This window comes from Mesorhizobium sp. M1A.F.Ca.IN.022.07.1.1, assembly GCF_003997575.1.
Classification (GTDB): domain Bacteria; phylum Pseudomonadota; class Alphaproteobacteria; order Rhizobiales; family Rhizobiaceae; genus Mesorhizobium.
Genome location: NZ_RZST01000107.1, coordinates 1 through 16,329, shown reverse-complemented (window position 1 = coordinate 16,329; position 16,329 = coordinate 1). Strand labels below are relative to the sequence as shown.

The 16,329-nt window shown below is 62.6% G+C and carries 12 protein-coding genes and 1 tRNA gene; all 13 read left to right on the top strand.

What is annotated here, in order from left to right:
* Window positions 1–1,844, top strand: a 1,844-nt coding sequence (locus tag EOA75_RS14475) for a hypothetical protein (protein WP_348628664.1), incomplete at its 5' end; no start/stop codon positions are given.
* Between the two features lie 252 nt (window positions 1,845–2,096).
* Window positions 2,097–3,641, top strand: coding sequence for a hypothetical protein (locus tag EOA75_RS14470; protein ID WP_127324512.1), 1,545 nt, complete (start codon window positions 2,097–2,099; stop codon window positions 3,639–3,641).
* 98 nt (window positions 3,642–3,739) lie between these two features.
* Window positions 3,740–4,225, top strand: coding sequence for a group II truncated hemoglobin (locus EOA75_RS14465; RefSeq protein ID WP_067321502.1), 486 nt, complete (start codon window positions 3,740–3,742; stop codon window positions 4,223–4,225).
* Window positions 4,226–4,313: 88 nt separating this feature from the next.
* Window positions 4,314–4,823 (top strand): metal-dependent hydrolase, encoded by a 510-nt coding sequence (locus EOA75_RS14460; RefSeq protein ID WP_127243053.1) that lies wholly within the window; start codon window positions 4,314–4,316, stop codon window positions 4,821–4,823.
* Between the two features lie 36 nt (window positions 4,824–4,859).
* Window positions 4,860–4,935 (top strand) — tRNA-Trp (locus tag EOA75_RS14455).
* A 357-nt stretch (window positions 4,936–5,292) separates the two neighbouring features.
* Window positions 5,293–5,496 (top strand): preprotein translocase subunit SecE, encoded by a 204-nt coding sequence (gene secE, locus EOA75_RS14450; protein WP_066989573.1) that lies wholly within the window; start codon window positions 5,293–5,295, stop codon window positions 5,494–5,496.
* A gap of 27 nt (window positions 5,497–5,523) precedes the next feature.
* The gene (nusG, locus tag EOA75_RS14445) at window positions 5,524–6,048 is read left to right on the top strand and encodes a transcription termination/antitermination protein NusG (RefSeq protein ID WP_127324511.1); all 525 of its coding nucleotides are present in this window, start codon (window positions 5,524–5,526) and stop codon (window positions 6,046–6,048) included.
* A gap of 157 nt (window positions 6,049–6,205) precedes the next feature.
* Entirely contained in the window at window positions 6,206–6,634 is a 429-nt protein-coding gene (gene rplK, locus EOA75_RS14440) for a 50S ribosomal protein L11 (RefSeq protein ID WP_059189557.1), read from the top strand.
* Between the two features lie 4 nt (window positions 6,635–6,638).
* The gene (rplA, locus tag EOA75_RS14435) at window positions 6,639–7,337 is read left to right on the top strand and encodes a 50S ribosomal protein L1 (protein WP_127324510.1); all 699 of its coding nucleotides are present in this window, start codon (window positions 6,639–6,641) and stop codon (window positions 7,335–7,337) included.
* Window positions 7,338–7,772: 435 nt separating this feature from the next.
* The gene (gene rplJ / locus EOA75_RS14430; RefSeq protein ID WP_041003118.1) at window positions 7,773–8,291 is read left to right on the top strand and encodes a 50S ribosomal protein L10; all 519 of its coding nucleotides are present in this window, start codon (window positions 7,773–7,775) and stop codon (window positions 8,289–8,291) included.
* Between the two features lie 54 nt (window positions 8,292–8,345).
* The gene (gene rplL / locus EOA75_RS14425; protein WP_066989581.1) at window positions 8,346–8,726 is read left to right on the top strand and encodes a 50S ribosomal protein L7/L12; all 381 of its coding nucleotides are present in this window, start codon (window positions 8,346–8,348) and stop codon (window positions 8,724–8,726) included.
* 265 nt (window positions 8,727–8,991) lie between these two features.
* Window positions 8,992–13,128 (top strand): DNA-directed RNA polymerase subunit beta, encoded by a 4,137-nt coding sequence (rpoB, locus tag EOA75_RS14420; protein ID WP_066989583.1) that lies wholly within the window; start codon window positions 8,992–8,994, stop codon window positions 13,126–13,128.
* A gap of 145 nt (window positions 13,129–13,273) precedes the next feature.
* Window positions 13,274–16,329: DNA-directed RNA polymerase subunit beta' (gene rpoC / locus EOA75_RS14415; protein WP_127324509.1), on the top strand; the 3,056-nt coding region annotated here is incomplete at its 3' end.

Here is a 16,329-nt window from a genome sequence, read left to right as displayed (position 1 = left end):
TACTTGCACAGTGCAGCATAAATGCAGCACGGTTGCTTCGAAGCTATTGCATGCACCACTGCCGCAATTATTATCGATTGCGGCAGGGGGCGTCGCCAATCATGATTTCGGGGCATCATTTAAACTGCACATCAAGATGGTTTCGCATACTGGTTCGCCGGGCACCGGTGCTTGCTATTGTGGTGGTGGCCTTTGCAGCAAAGGCCGATGACGTCCTCATACGGGCATGGCCCGATACGTTCATTTTGAACGGCCCGTCTTCCGACGGCTTTTCGGACATGCGGTTCATCTTTGCGCGTAGCAGTGCAGTCGGCTGTAAGACCAATTGTCCGGAATGGATTTCAGCGGAAGGCGCCATCACTGCCGACGCGCCGGCTCTGCTCAAGCGAGTGCTGAAAAAACTCGGCACCCGCAAACTGCCGATCATTGTCAATTCCCCTGGCGGCGATGTCGACGCCGCACTTCAACTTGGTCGCATCATACGGAAGAACGGGCTCGACATCGCGATCGGCAAGACCGAGTTTTCCGATTGTTGGCCGGGAACGGAGGGCTGCGGGGCCAGCTTCGGCAAGGGCGTTGCCTATTTCGGCGTGGCGTCTGATGGCGGCGCCATTTGCAACTCTGCATGTCCCCTGATGTTCGCAGGTGGCGTTCGCCGCGTAGCCGGTGGCTGGGCCTATCTGGGTGTTCATCAGATCACCACCACTTGGTTCCCCTCCACAAGGCATTTTCGAACCACCTATAAAACCATTCGGGGCAAAAGATATCAGGTCACAACGGAGACCGTCACCGAAGGCCGAAGCTACAAGACCTATAAGATGAGCAAGGGGTTCGCGCGGAAAATCTCGGCCTATTTGGCAGAGATGGGCGTGGGGCAGGGTGTCCTCGACAAAATGAAAGCCACGCCGGCGAGCGACATTCAGCGGATCACCCTCCACGACATGCTAACGATGAAACTGGCCACCAGCACAGACACCGTGGAGCTGTTCACCGGAGTGATCCTGTGCATGGGTGACAAACCGGCTCCGAATTGCCGGGAAATAGCGGAGGATGCCCGGCCGGCCGCTGTAACGACGGCAAAGCCGGCACCTTCTCGACAGGCGGAAGCTCCATCTTCCAAGCCAGCCAAAGCCCCGACTGCCGTGCCGTTTCGAGGAGCGGCAGGAAATGCCGCGCCGGAGATGCGTTTCGTGGTCGTTCGCGGCAGCGATCCGCTCTGCGATCCCGACTGCCCGGAATGGATTTCGGCGGAAGGCGCGGTCACCCCTCGAACCCCGCAAAAACTTCGCCAGTTGCTCGCCGCGCTCGACAACCCGCGACTTCCCATGGTGATCAGTTCACGAGGCGGCGACTTGTTCGGCGGCTTGGCCGCAGGGCGGCTTATCCACGAACGCAAGCTAGACGTCGTCGTCGCCCGCACCAATATCCTGGGTTGCAACCCGCCCGGGGCGGGCTGTCTTGACGACAATGGCGCCTATGTCGGGCTGATCAGCCAATTCGGAGTGGAGTGCGATTCAGCCTGCGCACTCATGCTCGCCGGCGGCGCCAGGCGGCTGGTCGACCCCAAGGCGCGGCTCAGCGTGTCCTCGATGGGACAGAAGCGGATTGTCGAAGCCTATTTGGACGAGATGGCGATCAGCCCAGGCCTGTTCGCAGCGATAGATCAGAGTTCAGTCGAGCGTCAGCTTGAACCCGATATAATGCTCAAGGTCGGGCTGGTGACCGGGCCGGACACATCGGACACGCTGACTGGCCCCGCCATTTGCAGGTCCTCGCCAAAGCCGGACAATTGCCGGCTCCCGCCCTCCGCCAACGCCCAGGCAAAGACGCCGCCAGAACTTTAGCGTAGTCGCGACGAAGGTCGAGGCAGCAGCCGTCAGGCTGGCATTGCTCGCACCCTCTTCAATTCTATTGCAAGCATCGTCGCCGTAACTAGTATGGGTTGGACCGAGGGCTTGGCAGGCGTGATTTCCGCGTTCCTTTCAAAGGGTATTTCGTGGCCGCTAGGGCTGGTTCGGCTCGGGCTGGCCATCGCTATTGGGCCTACCGCGTTTGCCGCCGCAGCGAAGGAAACGCCGCCGGATTACGGCCCTGCCATGCGCTTCGTCGTGGTGCGCAGCAGCGCGCCAGGCTGCGAGCCGAACTGCCCGGAATGGATTTCTGCCGAAGGCAGCATCGAGGCCGGCACGCCGGCGCGGTTCAAGCGCCTCTTAAAGACGCTCGGCGGCCGGCAACTGCCGATCGTCGTCAATTCTCCTGGAGGCAATGTCGACGCCGCGCTCCAACTCGGCCGTATGATCCGTAAGAACAAGCTCGACATCGCCGTGGGCACTACGGGGTTTTCCGGCTGCTCGCCCGAAATGAAGAACTGCCGGGACAATGACAGCAAGAACACGCCGTATTCCGGCATCGCCTACGACAGCGGCGCCATGTGCAATTCCGCATGTCCCCTGATGTTTGCCGGCGGCGTCCGCCGTGTGGTCGGCGAGTGGGCTTTTCTCGGGGTTCATCAGATCACCACGACATATCACAGGGAAAAGCTGCTCTACCGCACCACCTACAGAATTGTGAACGGCAAGAAGAAGGTCCTCAGCACCAAGGTCGTCAGCCGCAAGAATGCCGGCAGCTACAAGACCTACGAGATGAGCAAGGCGGTCGAGAAACGGCTGTCCGGCTATCTGAAAGAAATGGGTATCGGGCAGGGCGTGCTGGACGTGATGAAAGCGACGCCGGCAAGCGACATAAAGCAGATCGAGCCCGACGATATGCTGGAGATGAAGCTCGTCACCAGCCTCGATTCTCTCGACCTGATGACCGAAGCAGCCATATGCCGGCGCGATCCGGTGCCAGCGAACTGCCGCGAGATACCGGCCAATGGCAAGGCCAAGCCGGCCGAGGTGGCGACGGTCGCAGTCAAACAGGCCTACAGTCAGCCGGCGGAGGCAGCATCACCGCCAAAGCCGCAGCAGGAAATGCGTTTCATCCTCGTTCGCGGCAGCAATCCGCTCTGCAACCCCGATTGTCCGGAATGGATTTCGGCGGAGGGAACGATCGTTGCCGGCACGCCCGACAGGCTGCGCGAGCTGCTGGACAAGGTCGGCGGGCGCAGGCTGCCCATCGTCCTCAACTCACAGGGCGGCGATGTCCAGGGCGCGCTCGCCGCCGGCCGGCTGATCCGCGAGCGCAGATTGGATGTTGCGGTCGCCCGGACGGATTTTCTCGATTGCGATCCCGGCACGGCAGGGTGCGTCTCCAAGGACAACCTTCATAATGGTCTCACCGTTGAAGCCGGCGCCGAATGCGATACAGCCTGCGTGCTGATGATCGCCGGTGGCACCAGGCGCTTGGTAGGCACCGATACGCGTTTCCTGGTGCATTCCATGGGCATGGAAGACAAGGTCCGGTCGTATCTTGAGGAGATGGCGATCGGCTCGGGCTTGTTCGTCGCGATGCAGTCGGCCCAATCCGCCAAGCACAGGGAGCTCAGCCAGGACGAATTGGCGGGGTTCGGGCTCACCACCAGCCGCCAGTCGGTAGACGCTCTGACGGGCGCCACTATCTGCAAATCTTCGCCAAAACCCGATAACTGCCGGGTTCTGCCGTCCGCCAACGCCGAAGCGGAATCGCCGGCCAAGCTTTAGCAGCATTCGGCGCCATGCCAGCACTGGCCATGGAGACAGGTTGAGCCGGCTCCGAGCTTCCCGCTATCCTTCTAGGCTCAAACGTAGGAGGACCGGAGATGAGCGAGGGCGTCCCGACTTTGTTCGAATGGGCCGGCGGCAGCGAGGCGCTCAACCGGCTGACGCAGATCTTTTACAACAGAGTGACCTTGGACCCGATCGTCGGTCCGGTGTTCAGGCACATGTCGCCGGACCATCCGGCGCATGTCGCCGCCTTCATCGGCGAGGTTTTCGGCGGGCCGAAGACCTACAGCGAACGGCATGGTGGCCACCGCGAGATGGTCAGGCATCATCTCGGCAAGCATCTGACCGAGGAGCAGCGCCGGCGCTGGATCAACCTTCTGGCGGACGCGGCGGACGAAGCCGGCCTGCCGGACGATCCCGAGTTCCGTTCCGCCTTGATGGGCTATGTCGAGTGGGGATCGCGGCTGGCCAAGATTAATTCCAATCTCGGCGAGACTTGCGACCCTGAGACCGAGCCAATGCCAAGCTGGGGCTGGGGCGTGCCGGGCGGGCCTTACAAGCCGCCGGCCGGGAAATCGTAGCCGAAGATGCTGGGTTTCTGCAAAATTCCGAAAAGATGACGCCGCAAAGACACCGCAGGGTCGTTGCATCAATGTGAGACGACCTTGCATGCTGATTGCCCATCTCCCATCGGGCTATATTCTGGGAAGGCTCGCGCGAAGACGGCGACGGGAGGCATCCGATGTGGTGGCTGCCGCAATGCTCGGCAGCGTCATCTCGGACATCGACATGCTCTATTTTTACCTGATCGATGGCGGTCGCACGCACCATCATGCCTACATCACGCATTGGCCGTTGTTCTGGGCCACGATCGGGACGGTAGGCGTGTCGGTCGGTCGGTTGTTGGGGTCGCGGCGTCTGCCGTCGATCGCCATCTTCTTAGCCGGAGCCATGTTGCATATGGCGCTCGACACGGTCGCATCGCCGATCATGTGGTTGGCGCCGTTCAGTCATCGCCCGTTTGAGCTCGTGGCGGTTCCGGCCAGCCATGGGAACTGGGTCCTGAACTTCGTTCTGCATTGGACTTTCGCGCTTGAACTCGTGATCTGCGCATGGGCCCTGGGGCTTGGATGGCTGCGATCGGCGCTTCCGGCCGACGCGTCTCAAAAGGGCTCTTGAGTTCTCATCGGCTTTGTGAAATAGCAGCGCCCGTATACGGGCATAGCTCAGTTGGTAGAGCGGCGGTCTCCAAAACCGCAGGTCGTAGGTTCGAGCCCTGCTGCCCGTGCCACCTCCCATGGCAGACTGAAGTTGGGTGCGCTCCGCCGTTGAAAACCGGGGGCGGCTTGCCATCTAGCGAAAACTGGGGCATAAGGCCCCGCATAGCCGGGACGGGACGACTGGATGGTTCCGAGGCGGCGCTAAAACATAAAGCGGAACACTTGCCACTTGCGTGGACCAAGAATCGGTTTTATGTAGACTGAACAGACACGCGACGCGTGGAGCTGGGAAGCCGGCTTTACGCGTCTGATTTGCGTGGGCGAAATGGTGGTGCTGATTCGGCGCCGGCACGAAGTCCAGGCGGCACGTCCCGGCCAGCGGGATCATCCAGGAGACCCGGCCAACGGGTCTCGAAGACAGGCGGCAGATGGCTTCGAAAACCACAAACCCTTTCACCTTTCTCCAGCAGGTTCGCGCGGAGACGGCCAAGGTGACATGGCCCTCGCGCCGCGAGACCATGATCTCGACGGTGATGGTCCTGGTGTTTGCGCTCATCGCCATGATCTTCTTCTTCACCGCCGACATAGCCATGGGCTATGCGATCGAGTGGATTCTGGGCCTCGGACATTAAGTTCGGCGATTACGGAGAGGTCGTGAAATGACGCGGTGGTACATCGTCCACGCTTATTCGAACTTCGAGAAGAAGGTCGCCGAGGACATCGAGAACAAGGCCAAGCAGAAGGGCCTGTCGGGCGAGATCGAGCAGATCGTGGTGCCGACGGAGAAAGTCGTCGAGATACGCCGCGGCCGCAAGGTCGATGCGGAGCGCAAGTTCTTCCCCGGTTATGTGCTCTTGAAGGCCAACCTGACGGACGCCGTATTCTCGCTGGTCAAGAACACGCCGAAGGTCACCGGCTTCCTCGGTGACTCGAAGCCCGTGCCGATCACCGAAGCCGAGGCGCAGCGCATCCTGAGCCAGGTTCAGGAAGGCGTCGAGCGTCCGAAGCCGTCGGTCACCTTCGAGATCGGCGAGGCGATCCGCGTCTCGGACGGTCCGTTCGCGTCGTTCAACGGCTTCGTCCAGGAGGTGGACGAGGAGCGGGCGCGCCTCAAGGTGGAAGTTTCGATCTTCGGGCGCGCGGTGCCCGTCGATCTCGAATTCGGACAGGTCGAAAAGGGCTGATCCGAAGATCCTCGTCCGACAGGCGAAGGGATCGGCGGCGAAGGAATGCGCTGCCATGAACGGGTGGGAGGCGAATGCGGCTTAGCCGGCCGCTGGAACCGCACCACCAGACTGCAACCGCCGGTTTTTCCCGGCATGAGAAAAGGCAGGAATAGAGATGGCTAAGAAAGTTGCAGGCCAGCTCAAGCTCCAGGTTGCCGCGGGCTCGGCCACGCCGTCGCCCCCGATCGGCCCGGCGCTTGGTCAGCGCGGCATCAACATCATGGAGTTCTGCAAGGCGTTCAACGCGCAGACCCAGGAGCTGGAGAAGGGCTCGCCCATCCCGGTCGTCATCACCTACTACCAGGACAAGTCGTTCACCTTCGTCATGAAGACGCCGCCGGTGAGCTACTTCCTGAAGAAGGCCGCCAACCTGAAGTCTGGTTCGAAGGAACCGGGCAAGGTCAAGGCCGGCACGATCTCGCGCGACAAGGTGCGCCAGATCGCCGAGCAGAAGATGAAGGACCTGAACGCAAACGACGTCGAAGCGGCCATGCGAATGGTCGAGGGCTCCGCCCGCTCGATGGGCCTGGAAGTGGTGGGCTAAGATCATGGCAAAGATTGCAAAGCGTGTTGCCAAGAGCCGTGAAGGCATCGATCCGAACAAGGCCTATGCGCTCTCTGAGGCGCTGCAGCTGCTGAAGGACCGGTCCACGGTGAAGTTCGACGAGACGGTCGAGGTCGCGATGAATCTCGGCGTCGATCCGCGCCATGCCGACCAGATGGTCCGCGGCGTTGTCAACCTGCCGAACGGCACCGGCCGGTCGGTGCGCGTCGCGGTGTTCGCGCGCGGCGACAAGGCCGAAGAAGCCAAGGCCGCCGGCGCCGATATCGTTGGCGCCGAGGACCTGGTCGATACTGTCCAGAAGGGCACGATCGATTTCGATCGCTGCATCGCCACCCCGGACATGATGCCGCTGGTCGGCCGCCTGGGTAAGGTGCTCGGCCCGCGCGGCATGATGCCGAACCCGAAGGTCGGCACCGTGACTCCCGATGTCGCGGCCGCCGTCAAGGCCTCGAAGGGCGGCGCCGTCGAGTTCCGCGTCGAGAAGGCCGGCATCGTCCAGGCCGGCGTCGGCAAGGTCTCGTTCGACGTCAAGGCGCTGGAAGAGAATGTGCGGGCCTTCGCCGATGCGGTGAACAAGGCCAAGCCCGCCGGCGCCAAGGGCAACTACGTCAAGAAGGTGTCGGTCACCTCGACGATGGGTCCCGGCCTCAAGCTCGACATCGCGACGCTCGCCGCGTCGTAAGCGTCGTCTGGCCGGCTTCAGGCCGGTCGCTAGAGCATGATCCCGAAAAGTGGATTTCGGAAAAGATCATGCTCCAACAAAGAAGAATTCCGGACCGCCGATCTGTCGGCGGCCCGGTAACCCGGGGGCCGAAAGGTTTCCGGATATCCTGTCCGAGATTGCAGGCGGCCGGCCTTGGTTCAAAAGGGGGCCTTAATTCATGTGGGCCTGCATGAGACGGGTGAAGACCCGACAAAGGAGCGAAAAGCTCCAATGAAAGGTTCGAACCGTGTTTGCCTTTGTCAGCACATGAACCGGCTTTGCCGGCGGGTGTGGCGAAAGGGGGCAGGATCCTCGAGCGCCGTTCGGGAGATCCGTTTTTGGATGGCCCGGCCGGCAAAAGGCAACCCGACTTCTGACCTCGAGAATGAGGCAGGGGTCAACTGGAGATAGGCAGTGGACAGAGCGGAAAAGCGCGAACTCGTCACGGGCCTGAACGAAGCGTTCTCGAGCGCGGGTTCAGTCGTCGTGGCCCACTACGCCGGTATCACCGTGGCGCAAATGAACGACCTCCGGTCGAAGATGCGCGCCGCCGGCGGCACCGTCAAAGTCGCGAAGAACCGTCTCGCCAAGATCGCTCTTCAGGGCACGGACTCCGCATCGATCGTCGATCTGTTCAAGGGACAGACGCTGGTCGCTTATTCGGAGGATCCGGTTGCGGCGCCGAAGGTCACGTCCGATTTCGCCAAGGGGAATGACAAGCTGATCATTCTCGGCGGCGCGATGGGCTCGACCTCGCTCAACGCCGATGGTGTCAAGGCGCTCGCCACGATGCCGTCGCTCGACGAGCTGCGCGCCAAGCTGGTTGGCATGATCGCCACGCCGGCTACCCGGATCGCCCAGATCGTCAATGCGCCCGCGGCTTCGGTCGCGCGCGTCATCGGCGCTTACGCCCGGAAGGACGAGGCGGCATGAGGCCGTTCCTCGCTGTCAACAACACACGTTCGAACCAAGTAAAGGAATACACAAATGGCTGATCTGGCAAAGATCGTAGACGACCTTTCGAAGCTGACCGTCCTCGAGGCGGCCGAGCTGTCGAAGCTCCTGGAAGAGAAGTGGGGTGTTTCGGCGGCTGCTCCGGTGGCGGTTGCCGCTGCTGGCGGTGGCGCTGCCGCTGCTGCTGCTCCGGCTGAAGAGAAGACGGAATTCGACGTCGTTCTCGCCGACGCCGGCGCCCAGAAGATCAACGTCATCAAGGAAGTCCGCGCCATCACCGGCCTTGGCCTCAAGGAAGCCAAGGACCTGGTCGAGGCGGCTCCGAAGCCGGTCAAGGAAGGCGTTTCCAAGGCCGATGCCGACAAGTTCAAGGCTCAGCTGGAAGCAGCTGGCGCCAAGGTCGAGCTGAAGTAAGCCTTATGGTTGAGGGCGGACGGCCTCGCGCCGGCCGCCCCCTCCCTTGACGAAAGGGAGGCTTCGTTGCGCGAGACGTTTGAAAACCTCTTTCCTGAGGGCTGGAAGCGGCCTTCAGGAAACGGGTTTTCTCCCGTTTTTACCGGCAGCCGCCAAGCAATTGGAAGGGCGGCCGGAAAACAGACAGGGGCGGCCGGCGAGCGGCCCGTTGGTGCAAGGCGAACCGCGGCGAGGTTCGCCCCGAGTTTTGAGCTAAGGAGCGACGATGGCCCAGACCCAGACTTTCAATGGCCGCAGACGCGTACGCAAGTTCTTCGGGAAGATCCCGGAAGTTGCGGAGATGCCGAACCTGATCGAGGTTCAGAAGGCATCCTATGACCAGTTCCTGATGGTGGACGAGCCCAAGGGCGGGCGTCCGGACGAGGGGCTGCAGGCTGTTTTCAAGTCGGTCTTCCCGATCTCCGATTTTTCCGGCTCCTCGATGCTGGAATTCGTGAAGTATGAGTTCGAAGGACCGAAATTCGACGTCGACGAATGCCGTCAGCGCGACCTGACCTATGCTGCGCCGCTGAAGGTGACGCTGCGCCTCATCGTGTTCGACATCGATGAGGATACCGGCGCGAAGTCGATCAAGGACATCAAGGAGCAGGACGTCTATATGGGCGACATGCCGCTCATGACGTCGAACGGCACCTTCATCGTCAACGGCACCGAGCGCGTCATCGTCTCGCAGATGCACCGTTCGCCGGGCGTCTTCTTCGACCACGACAAGGGCAAGTCGCACTCGTCGGGCAAGCTTCTGTTTGCCGCGCGCGTCATCCCCTATCGCGGCTCGTGGCTCGACATCGAGTTCGATTCCAAGGACGTGGTCCACGCCCGCATCGACCGCCGCCGCAAGATTCCGGTGACGTCGCTGCTGATGGCGCTCGGCATGGACGGCGAAGAGATTCTGTCGACCTTCTACAACAAGATCACCTACAAGCGTGCCGGCGACCACTGGCGCATCCCGTTCAATGTCGAGCGCTTCCGCGGCCTCAAGGCTGTCGGCGACCTGGTCGACGCCGACACGGGCGAGATCGTCGTCGAGGCCGGCAAGAAGATCACCGCCCGCCAGGCCCGCCAGCTCGGCGAAAAGGGTCTCAAGGCGATCAAGGCGACCGACGAGGACCTGCTCGGCAACTACCTGGCCGAGGACATCGTCAACTACGCCACCGGCGAGATCTTCCTCGAGGCCGGCGACGAGATCGACGAGAAGACGCTGAAGGTGCTGCTCGGCACCGGCGAGGACGAGATCCAGATCCTCGACATCGACCACGTCAACGTCGGCGCCTACATTCGCAACACGCTCGCCGTCGACAAGAACGAGAGCCGCCAGGACGCGCTGTTCGACATCTACCGCGTCATGCGTCCGGGCGAGCCGCCGACGCTCGAGACCGCCGAAGCCATGTTCAACTCGCTGTTCTTCGACAGCGAGCGCTATGACCTGTCGGCCGTCGGCCGCGTCAAGATGAACATGCGCCTCGAGCTCAAGGCCGAGGACACCGTGCGCGTGCTGCGCAAGGAAGACATCCTGGCCGTGGTCAAGACGCTGGTCGAGCTGCGCGACGGCAAGGGCGAGATCGACGACATCGACAATCTCGGCAACCGCCGCGTCCGCTCGGTCGGCGAGCTGATGGAGAACCAGTACCGCGTCGGTCTGCTGCGCATGGAGCGCGCGATCAAGGAGCGTATGTCCTCGATCGAGATCGACACGGTCATGCCGCAGGACCTGATCAACGCCAAGCCGGCGGCCGCCGCCGTGCGCGAGTTCTTCGGCTCCTCGCAGCTCTCGCAGTTCATGGACCAGACCAACCCGCTGTCGGAGATCACCCACAAGCGTCGCCTGTCGGCGCTTGGACCGGGCGGTCTGACCCGCGAGCGTGCCGGCTTCGAGGTGCGCGACGTGCATCCGACGCACTACGGCCGTATCTGCCCGATCGAGACGCCGGAAGGCCCGAATATCGGTCTGATCAACTCGCTCGCCACCTTCGCGCGTGTCAACAAGTACGGCTTCATCGAGAGCCCGTACCGCAAGATCGTCAACGGCAAGCTGACCAATGAAGTCGTCTATCTGTCGGCGATGGAGGAGGCCAAGCACCACGTCGCGCAGGCCAACGCCGAGCTCGACAAGAACGGCAGCTTCGTCGACGAGTTCGTCATCTGCCGCAACGCCGGCGAGGTGATGATGGCGCCGCGCGAGAACGTCGATCTGATGGACGTGTCGCCGAAGCAGATGGTGTCGGTGGCCGCGGCCCTCATCCCGTTCCTCGAGAACGACGACGCCAACCGCGCGCTGATGGGCTCGAACATGCAGCGTCAGGCCGTGCCGCTGGTGCGCGCCGAGGCGCCGTTCGTCGGCACCGGCATGGAGCCGGTCGTCGCCCGTGACTCAGGCGCCGCCATCGGTGCCCGCCGCGGCGGCGTGGTCGACCAGGTGGACGCCACCCGTATCGTTATCCGCGCCACCGAAGATCTCGACCCGGGCAAGTCCGGCGTCGACATCTACCGGCTGATGAAGTTCCAGCGTTCGAACCAGAATACCTGCATCAACCAGCGTCCGCTGGTGCGTGTCGGCGACCGGGTGAACAAGGGCGACATCATCGCCGACGGTCCTTCGACCGAGCTCGGCGATCTGGCGCTCGGCCGCAACGTGCTGGTCGCGTTCATGCCGTGGAACGGCTACAACTACGAGGACTCGATCCTGCTCTCCGAGCGCATCGTGGCCGACGACGTCTTCACCTCGATCCACATCGAGGAGTTCGAGGTCATGGCCCGCGACACCAAGCTCGGACCGGAGGAGATCACGCGCGACATTCCGAACGTCTCGGAGGAAGCGCTGAAGAACCTCGACGAGGCCGGCATCGTCTATATCGGCGCGGAAGTGCAGCCGGGCGACATCCTGGTCGGCAAGATCACGCCGAAGGGCGAAAGCCCGATGACGCCGGAAGAGAAGCTCCTGCGCGCCATCTTCGGCGAAAAGGCCTCGGACGTTCGCGACACCTCAATGCGCATGCCTCCGGGTACCTTCGGCACGGTCGTCGAAGTGCGCGTCTTCAACCGCCACGGCGTGGAGAAGGACGAGCGCGCCATGGCGATCGAGCGCGAGGAGATCGAGCGTCTAGCCAAGGACCGCGACGATGAGCAGGCGATCCTCGACCGCAACGTCTATTCGCGCCTGTCGGACATGCTGGTCGGCAAGGAAGCGATTGCCGGGCCGAAGGGCTTCAAGAAGGGCTCGAAGCTGTCGAAGGACACGCTCGACGAGTATCCGCGCTCGCAGTGGTGGCAGTTCGCCGTGGAGAATGAAAAGCTGCAGAGCGAGCTGGAAGCCCTGCGCGGCCAGTACGACGACTCCAAGAAGGCGCTCGAGCAGCGCTTCATGGACAAGGTCGAGAAGGTGCAGCGCGGCGACGAGATGCCTCCGGGCGTCATGAAGATGGTCAAGGTCTTCGTGGCGGTGAAGCGCAAGATGCAGCCGGGCGACAAGATGGCCGGCCGTCACGGCAACAAGGGCGTGGTGTCGCGCATCGTTCCGGTCGAGGACATGCCTTTCCTCGAGGACGGCACGCATGCCGATATCGTGCTCAACCCGCTGGGTGTGCCGAGCCGCATGAATGTCGGCCAGATCCTGGAAACGCATCTGGGCTGGGCCTGCGCCGGCATGGGCAGGAAGATCGGCGAGCTGATCGACGCCTACAAGGCTGGCGGCGACATCAAGCCGCTGCGCAAGACGCTGGAAAGCTTCATGCCTTCCAACGACCGCAACGAGCCGGTCCGCGACTATGACGACGAGAGCATCATTCGCCTGAGCGAACAGATGCGCCGCGGCGTCTCCATCGCGACTCCGGTGTTCGACGGCGCGCACGAAGCCGACATCAACACCATGCTGCAGCAGGCGGGCCTGCACACCAGCGGTCAGTCGCAGCTTTATGACGGCCGCACCGGCGAGCCGTTCGATCGCAAGGTGACGATGGGCTACATCTATATGCTCAAGCTTCACCACCTGGTGGACGACAAGATCCACGCGCGCTCGATCGGCCCGTACTCGCTCGTCACCCAGCAGCCGCTGGGCGGCAAGGCGCAGTTCGGCGGCCAGCGCTTCGGCGAAATGGAGGTCTGGGCGCTGGAAGCCTACGGCGCCGCTTATACCCTGCAGGAGATGCTGACGGTGAAGTCGGATGACGTTGCCGGACGCACCAAGGTCTACGAGGCAATCGTGCGCGGCGACGATACGTTCGAAGCCGGCATTCCCGAGAGCTTCAACGTTCTCGTCAAGGAGATGCGCTCCCTCGGCCTCAATGTCGAACTGGAGAACACCAAGTTCGAAGACGCTGCCGTGCGGCTGCCCGATGCTGCCGAATAAGGGCGCGGCCGAATAAGGGTAATGGCGCGCCGCGAACAACGTGGCGCGCCCCACAAATTCTCGGCCGGTCAGGCCGGCCAGTCTGCGGGCATTCGGCCCGCGCTCGATGCAAGGGGTTTTCGAGGACCCCGAAAAGGAGAACGGCATGAACCAAGAGGTCATGAATCTCTTCAACCCCCAGGCGCCTGCGCAGGTGTTCGATTCCATCCGGATCTCGCTCGCCAGCCCTGAGAAGATTCTGTCCTGGTCGTTCGGTGAGATCAAAAAGCCGGAGACCATCAACTACCGCACCTTCAAGCCGGAGCGTGACGGTCTGTTCTGCGCGCGCATTTTTGGTCCGATCAAGGACTACGAGTGCCTGTGCGGCAAGTACAAGCGCATGAAGTACAAGGGCGTCATCTGCGAGAAGTGCGGCGTCGAAGTCACGCTGTCGCGCGTCCGCCGCGAGCGCATGGGCCATATCGAGCTCGCCGCCCCCGTCGCCCATATCTGGTTCCTGAAGTCGTTGCCCTCGCGGATCGGCACGCTGCTCGACATGACGCTGAAGGATATCGAGCGCGTCCTCTACTTCGAGAACTACATCGTCACCGAGCCTGGCCTCACCGCGCTGAAGGAGCACCAGCTGCTCAGCGAGGAAGAGTACATGCTGGCCGTCGACGAGTATGGCGAGGACTCTTTCACCGCCATGATCGGCGCCGAGGCCATCCATGACCTGTTGGCCGGCATGGATCTGGAGAAGATCGCCGGCGATCTGCGCTCGGAGCTGGCTTCGACCTCGTCCGAGCTCAAGCAGAAGAAGCTGCTGAAGCGGCTCAAGGTCGTCGAGAACTTCATGGAATCCGGCAACCGTCCGGAATGGATGATCATGAAGGTCGTCCCGGTGATCCCGCCGGACCTTCGCCCGCTGGTCCCGCTGGACGGCGGCCGCTTCGCCACGTCCGACCTCAACGACCTCTATCGCCGCGTCATCAACCGCAACAATCGCTTGAAGCGGCTGATCGAGCTGCGCGCGCCCGGCATCATCGTGCGCAATGAAAAGCGCATGCTGCAGGAGGCCGTCGACGCGCTGTTCGACAACGGCCGCCGCGGGCGCGTCATCACCGGCGCCAACAAGCGTCCGCTGAAGTCGCTATCCGACATGCTCAAGGGCAAGCAGGGCCGGTTCCGCCAGAACCTGCTCGGCAAGCGTGTCGACTATTCCGGCCGCTCGGTCATCGTGACCGGTCCGGAACTCAAGCTGCATCAGTGCGGCCTGCCGAAGAAGATGGCGCTGGAGCTGTTCAAGCCTTTCATCTACGCCCGCCTCGACGCCAAGGGTTTCTCCTCGACCGTCAAGCAGGCGAAGAAGCTGGTCGAGAAGGAGCGTCCGGAGGTCTGGGATATCCTCGACGAGGTTATCCGCGAGCATCCGGTGCTCTTGAACCGCGCGCCGACGCTGCACCGCCTCGGCATCCAGGCGTTCGAGCCGATCCTGATCGAAGGCAAGGCGATCCAGCTGCATCCGCTGGTCTGCACGGCCTTCAATGCCGACTTCGACGGCGACCAGATGGCGGTCCATGTGCCGCTGTCCCTGGAAGCGCAGCTCGAAGCGCGCGTGCTGATGATGTCGACCAACAACATCCTGCACCCGGCCTCCGGCGCGCCGATCATCGTGCCGTCGCAGGACATGGTTCTCGGTCTCTACTATCTGTCGATCGTCAACCAGAACGAGCCGGGCGAAGGCATGGTGTTCGCCGACATGGGCGAGCTCCAGCATGCGCTGGAGACCAAGGCGGTGACCCTGCACGCCAAGATCAAGGGCCGCTTCCGCACCGTCGATGCCGAAGGCAAGACGGTGTCGAAGATCTATGAAACCACGCCCGGCCGCATGATCATCGGCGAGCTTCTGCCGAAGAACGTCAACGTACCGTACGACATCGCCAACCAGGAGATGACCAAGAAGAACATCTCCAAGATGATCGACACCGTCTACCGCCACTGCGGGCAGAAGGAGACGGTCATCTTCTGCGACCGCATCATGGCTCTCGGCTTTGCGCATGCCTGCCGCGCCGGCATTTCGTTCGGCAAGGACGACATGGTGATTCCGGACACCAAGCTGAAGCTGGTCTCCGATACCGAGGCTTTGGCCAAGGAGTACGAGCAGCAGTACAATGACGGCCTGATCACGCAGGGCGAGAAGTACAACAAGGTGGTCGACGCCTGGGCCAAGTGCTCGGAGAAGGTCGCCGACGAGATGATGGCCCGCATCAAGGCGGTCGAGTTCGAGGAAAACGGCCGTCAGAAGCCGATGAACTCGATCTATATGATGTCGCATTCGGGTGCGCGCGGCTCGCCCACCCAGATGCGCCAGCTCGCCGGCATGCGCGGCCTGATGGCCAAGCCTTCGGGCGAGATCATCGAGACGCCGATCATCTCGAACTTCAAGGAAGGCCTCACCGTGCTCGAGTACTTCAACTCGACCCACGGCGCCCGCAAGGGTCTGGCCGACACCGCCTTGAAGACGGCGAACTCGGGGTACCTGACCCGCCGTCTGGTCGACGTGGCGCAGGACTGCATCGTCAATTCGCTGGATTGCGGCACCGACAAGGGCCTTACCATGCAGCCGATCGTCGATGCCGGCCAGATCGTCGCCTCGGTCGGTCAGCGCGTGCTCGGCCGCACGGCGCTCGACGACATCAACCACCCGGTCTCCGGCGAAGTGCTGGTCAAGGCCGGCAAGCTGATGGACGAGCGTGACGTGGAGCAGATCGAGAAGGCCGGCGTCCAGTCGGTCCGCATCCGCTCGGCGCTGACCTGCGAGGTCAGGACCGGCGTCTGCGCGGTCTGCTACGGTCGCGATCTTGCCCGCGGCACGCCCGTCAACCAGGGCGAGGCCGTCGGCGTCATCGCGGCGCAGTCGATCGGCGAGCCGGGCACCCAGCTCACCATGCGCACCTTCCACATGGGCGGCACCGCGCAGGTGGTGGATTCTTCGTTCCTCGAAGCCTCCTATGAGGGCAAGGTCGAGATCCGCAACCGCAACGTGGTGCGCAACTCCGAAGGCCAGCAGATGGTGATGGGCCGCAACATGGCGGTTCTGATCCTTGACGAGGCCGGCAAGGAACGCGCTACGCACCGCGTCGCCTACGGCTCGCGCATTTTCGTGGATGACGGCGACAAGGTGAAGCGCGGGCAGCGCATCGCCGAGTGGGATCCTTACAC

What these genes read in the sequence shown, in the direction of transcription:
- EOA75_RS14470 (WP_127324512.1), top strand. Translation starts at nt 2,097, where the DNA reads ATGCGCTTCGTCGTGGTGCGCAGCAGCGCGCCAGGCTGCGAGCCGAAC.
- EOA75_RS14465 (WP_067321502.1), top strand. Translation starts at nt 3,740, where the DNA reads ATGAGCGAGGGCGTCCCGACTTTGTTCGAATGGGCCGGCGGCAGCGAG.
- EOA75_RS14460 (WP_127243053.1), top strand. Translation starts at nt 4,314, where the DNA reads ATGCTGATTGCCCATCTCCCATCGGGCTATATTCTGGGAAGGCTCGCG.
- secE (WP_066989573.1), top strand. Translation starts at nt 5,293, where the DNA reads ATGGCTTCGAAAACCACAAACCCTTTCACCTTTCTCCAGCAGGTTCGC.
- nusG (WP_127324511.1), top strand. Translation starts at nt 5,524, where the DNA reads ATGACGCGGTGGTACATCGTCCACGCTTATTCGAACTTCGAGAAGAAG.
- rplK (WP_059189557.1), top strand. Translation starts at nt 6,206, where the DNA reads ATGGCTAAGAAAGTTGCAGGCCAGCTCAAGCTCCAGGTTGCCGCGGGC.
- rplA (WP_127324510.1), top strand. Translation starts at nt 6,639, where the DNA reads ATGGCAAAGATTGCAAAGCGTGTTGCCAAGAGCCGTGAAGGCATCGAT.
- rplL (WP_066989581.1), top strand. Translation starts at nt 8,346, where the DNA reads ATGGCTGATCTGGCAAAGATCGTAGACGACCTTTCGAAGCTGACCGTC.
- rpoB (WP_066989583.1), top strand. Translation starts at nt 8,992, where the DNA reads ATGGCCCAGACCCAGACTTTCAATGGCCGCAGACGCGTACGCAAGTTC.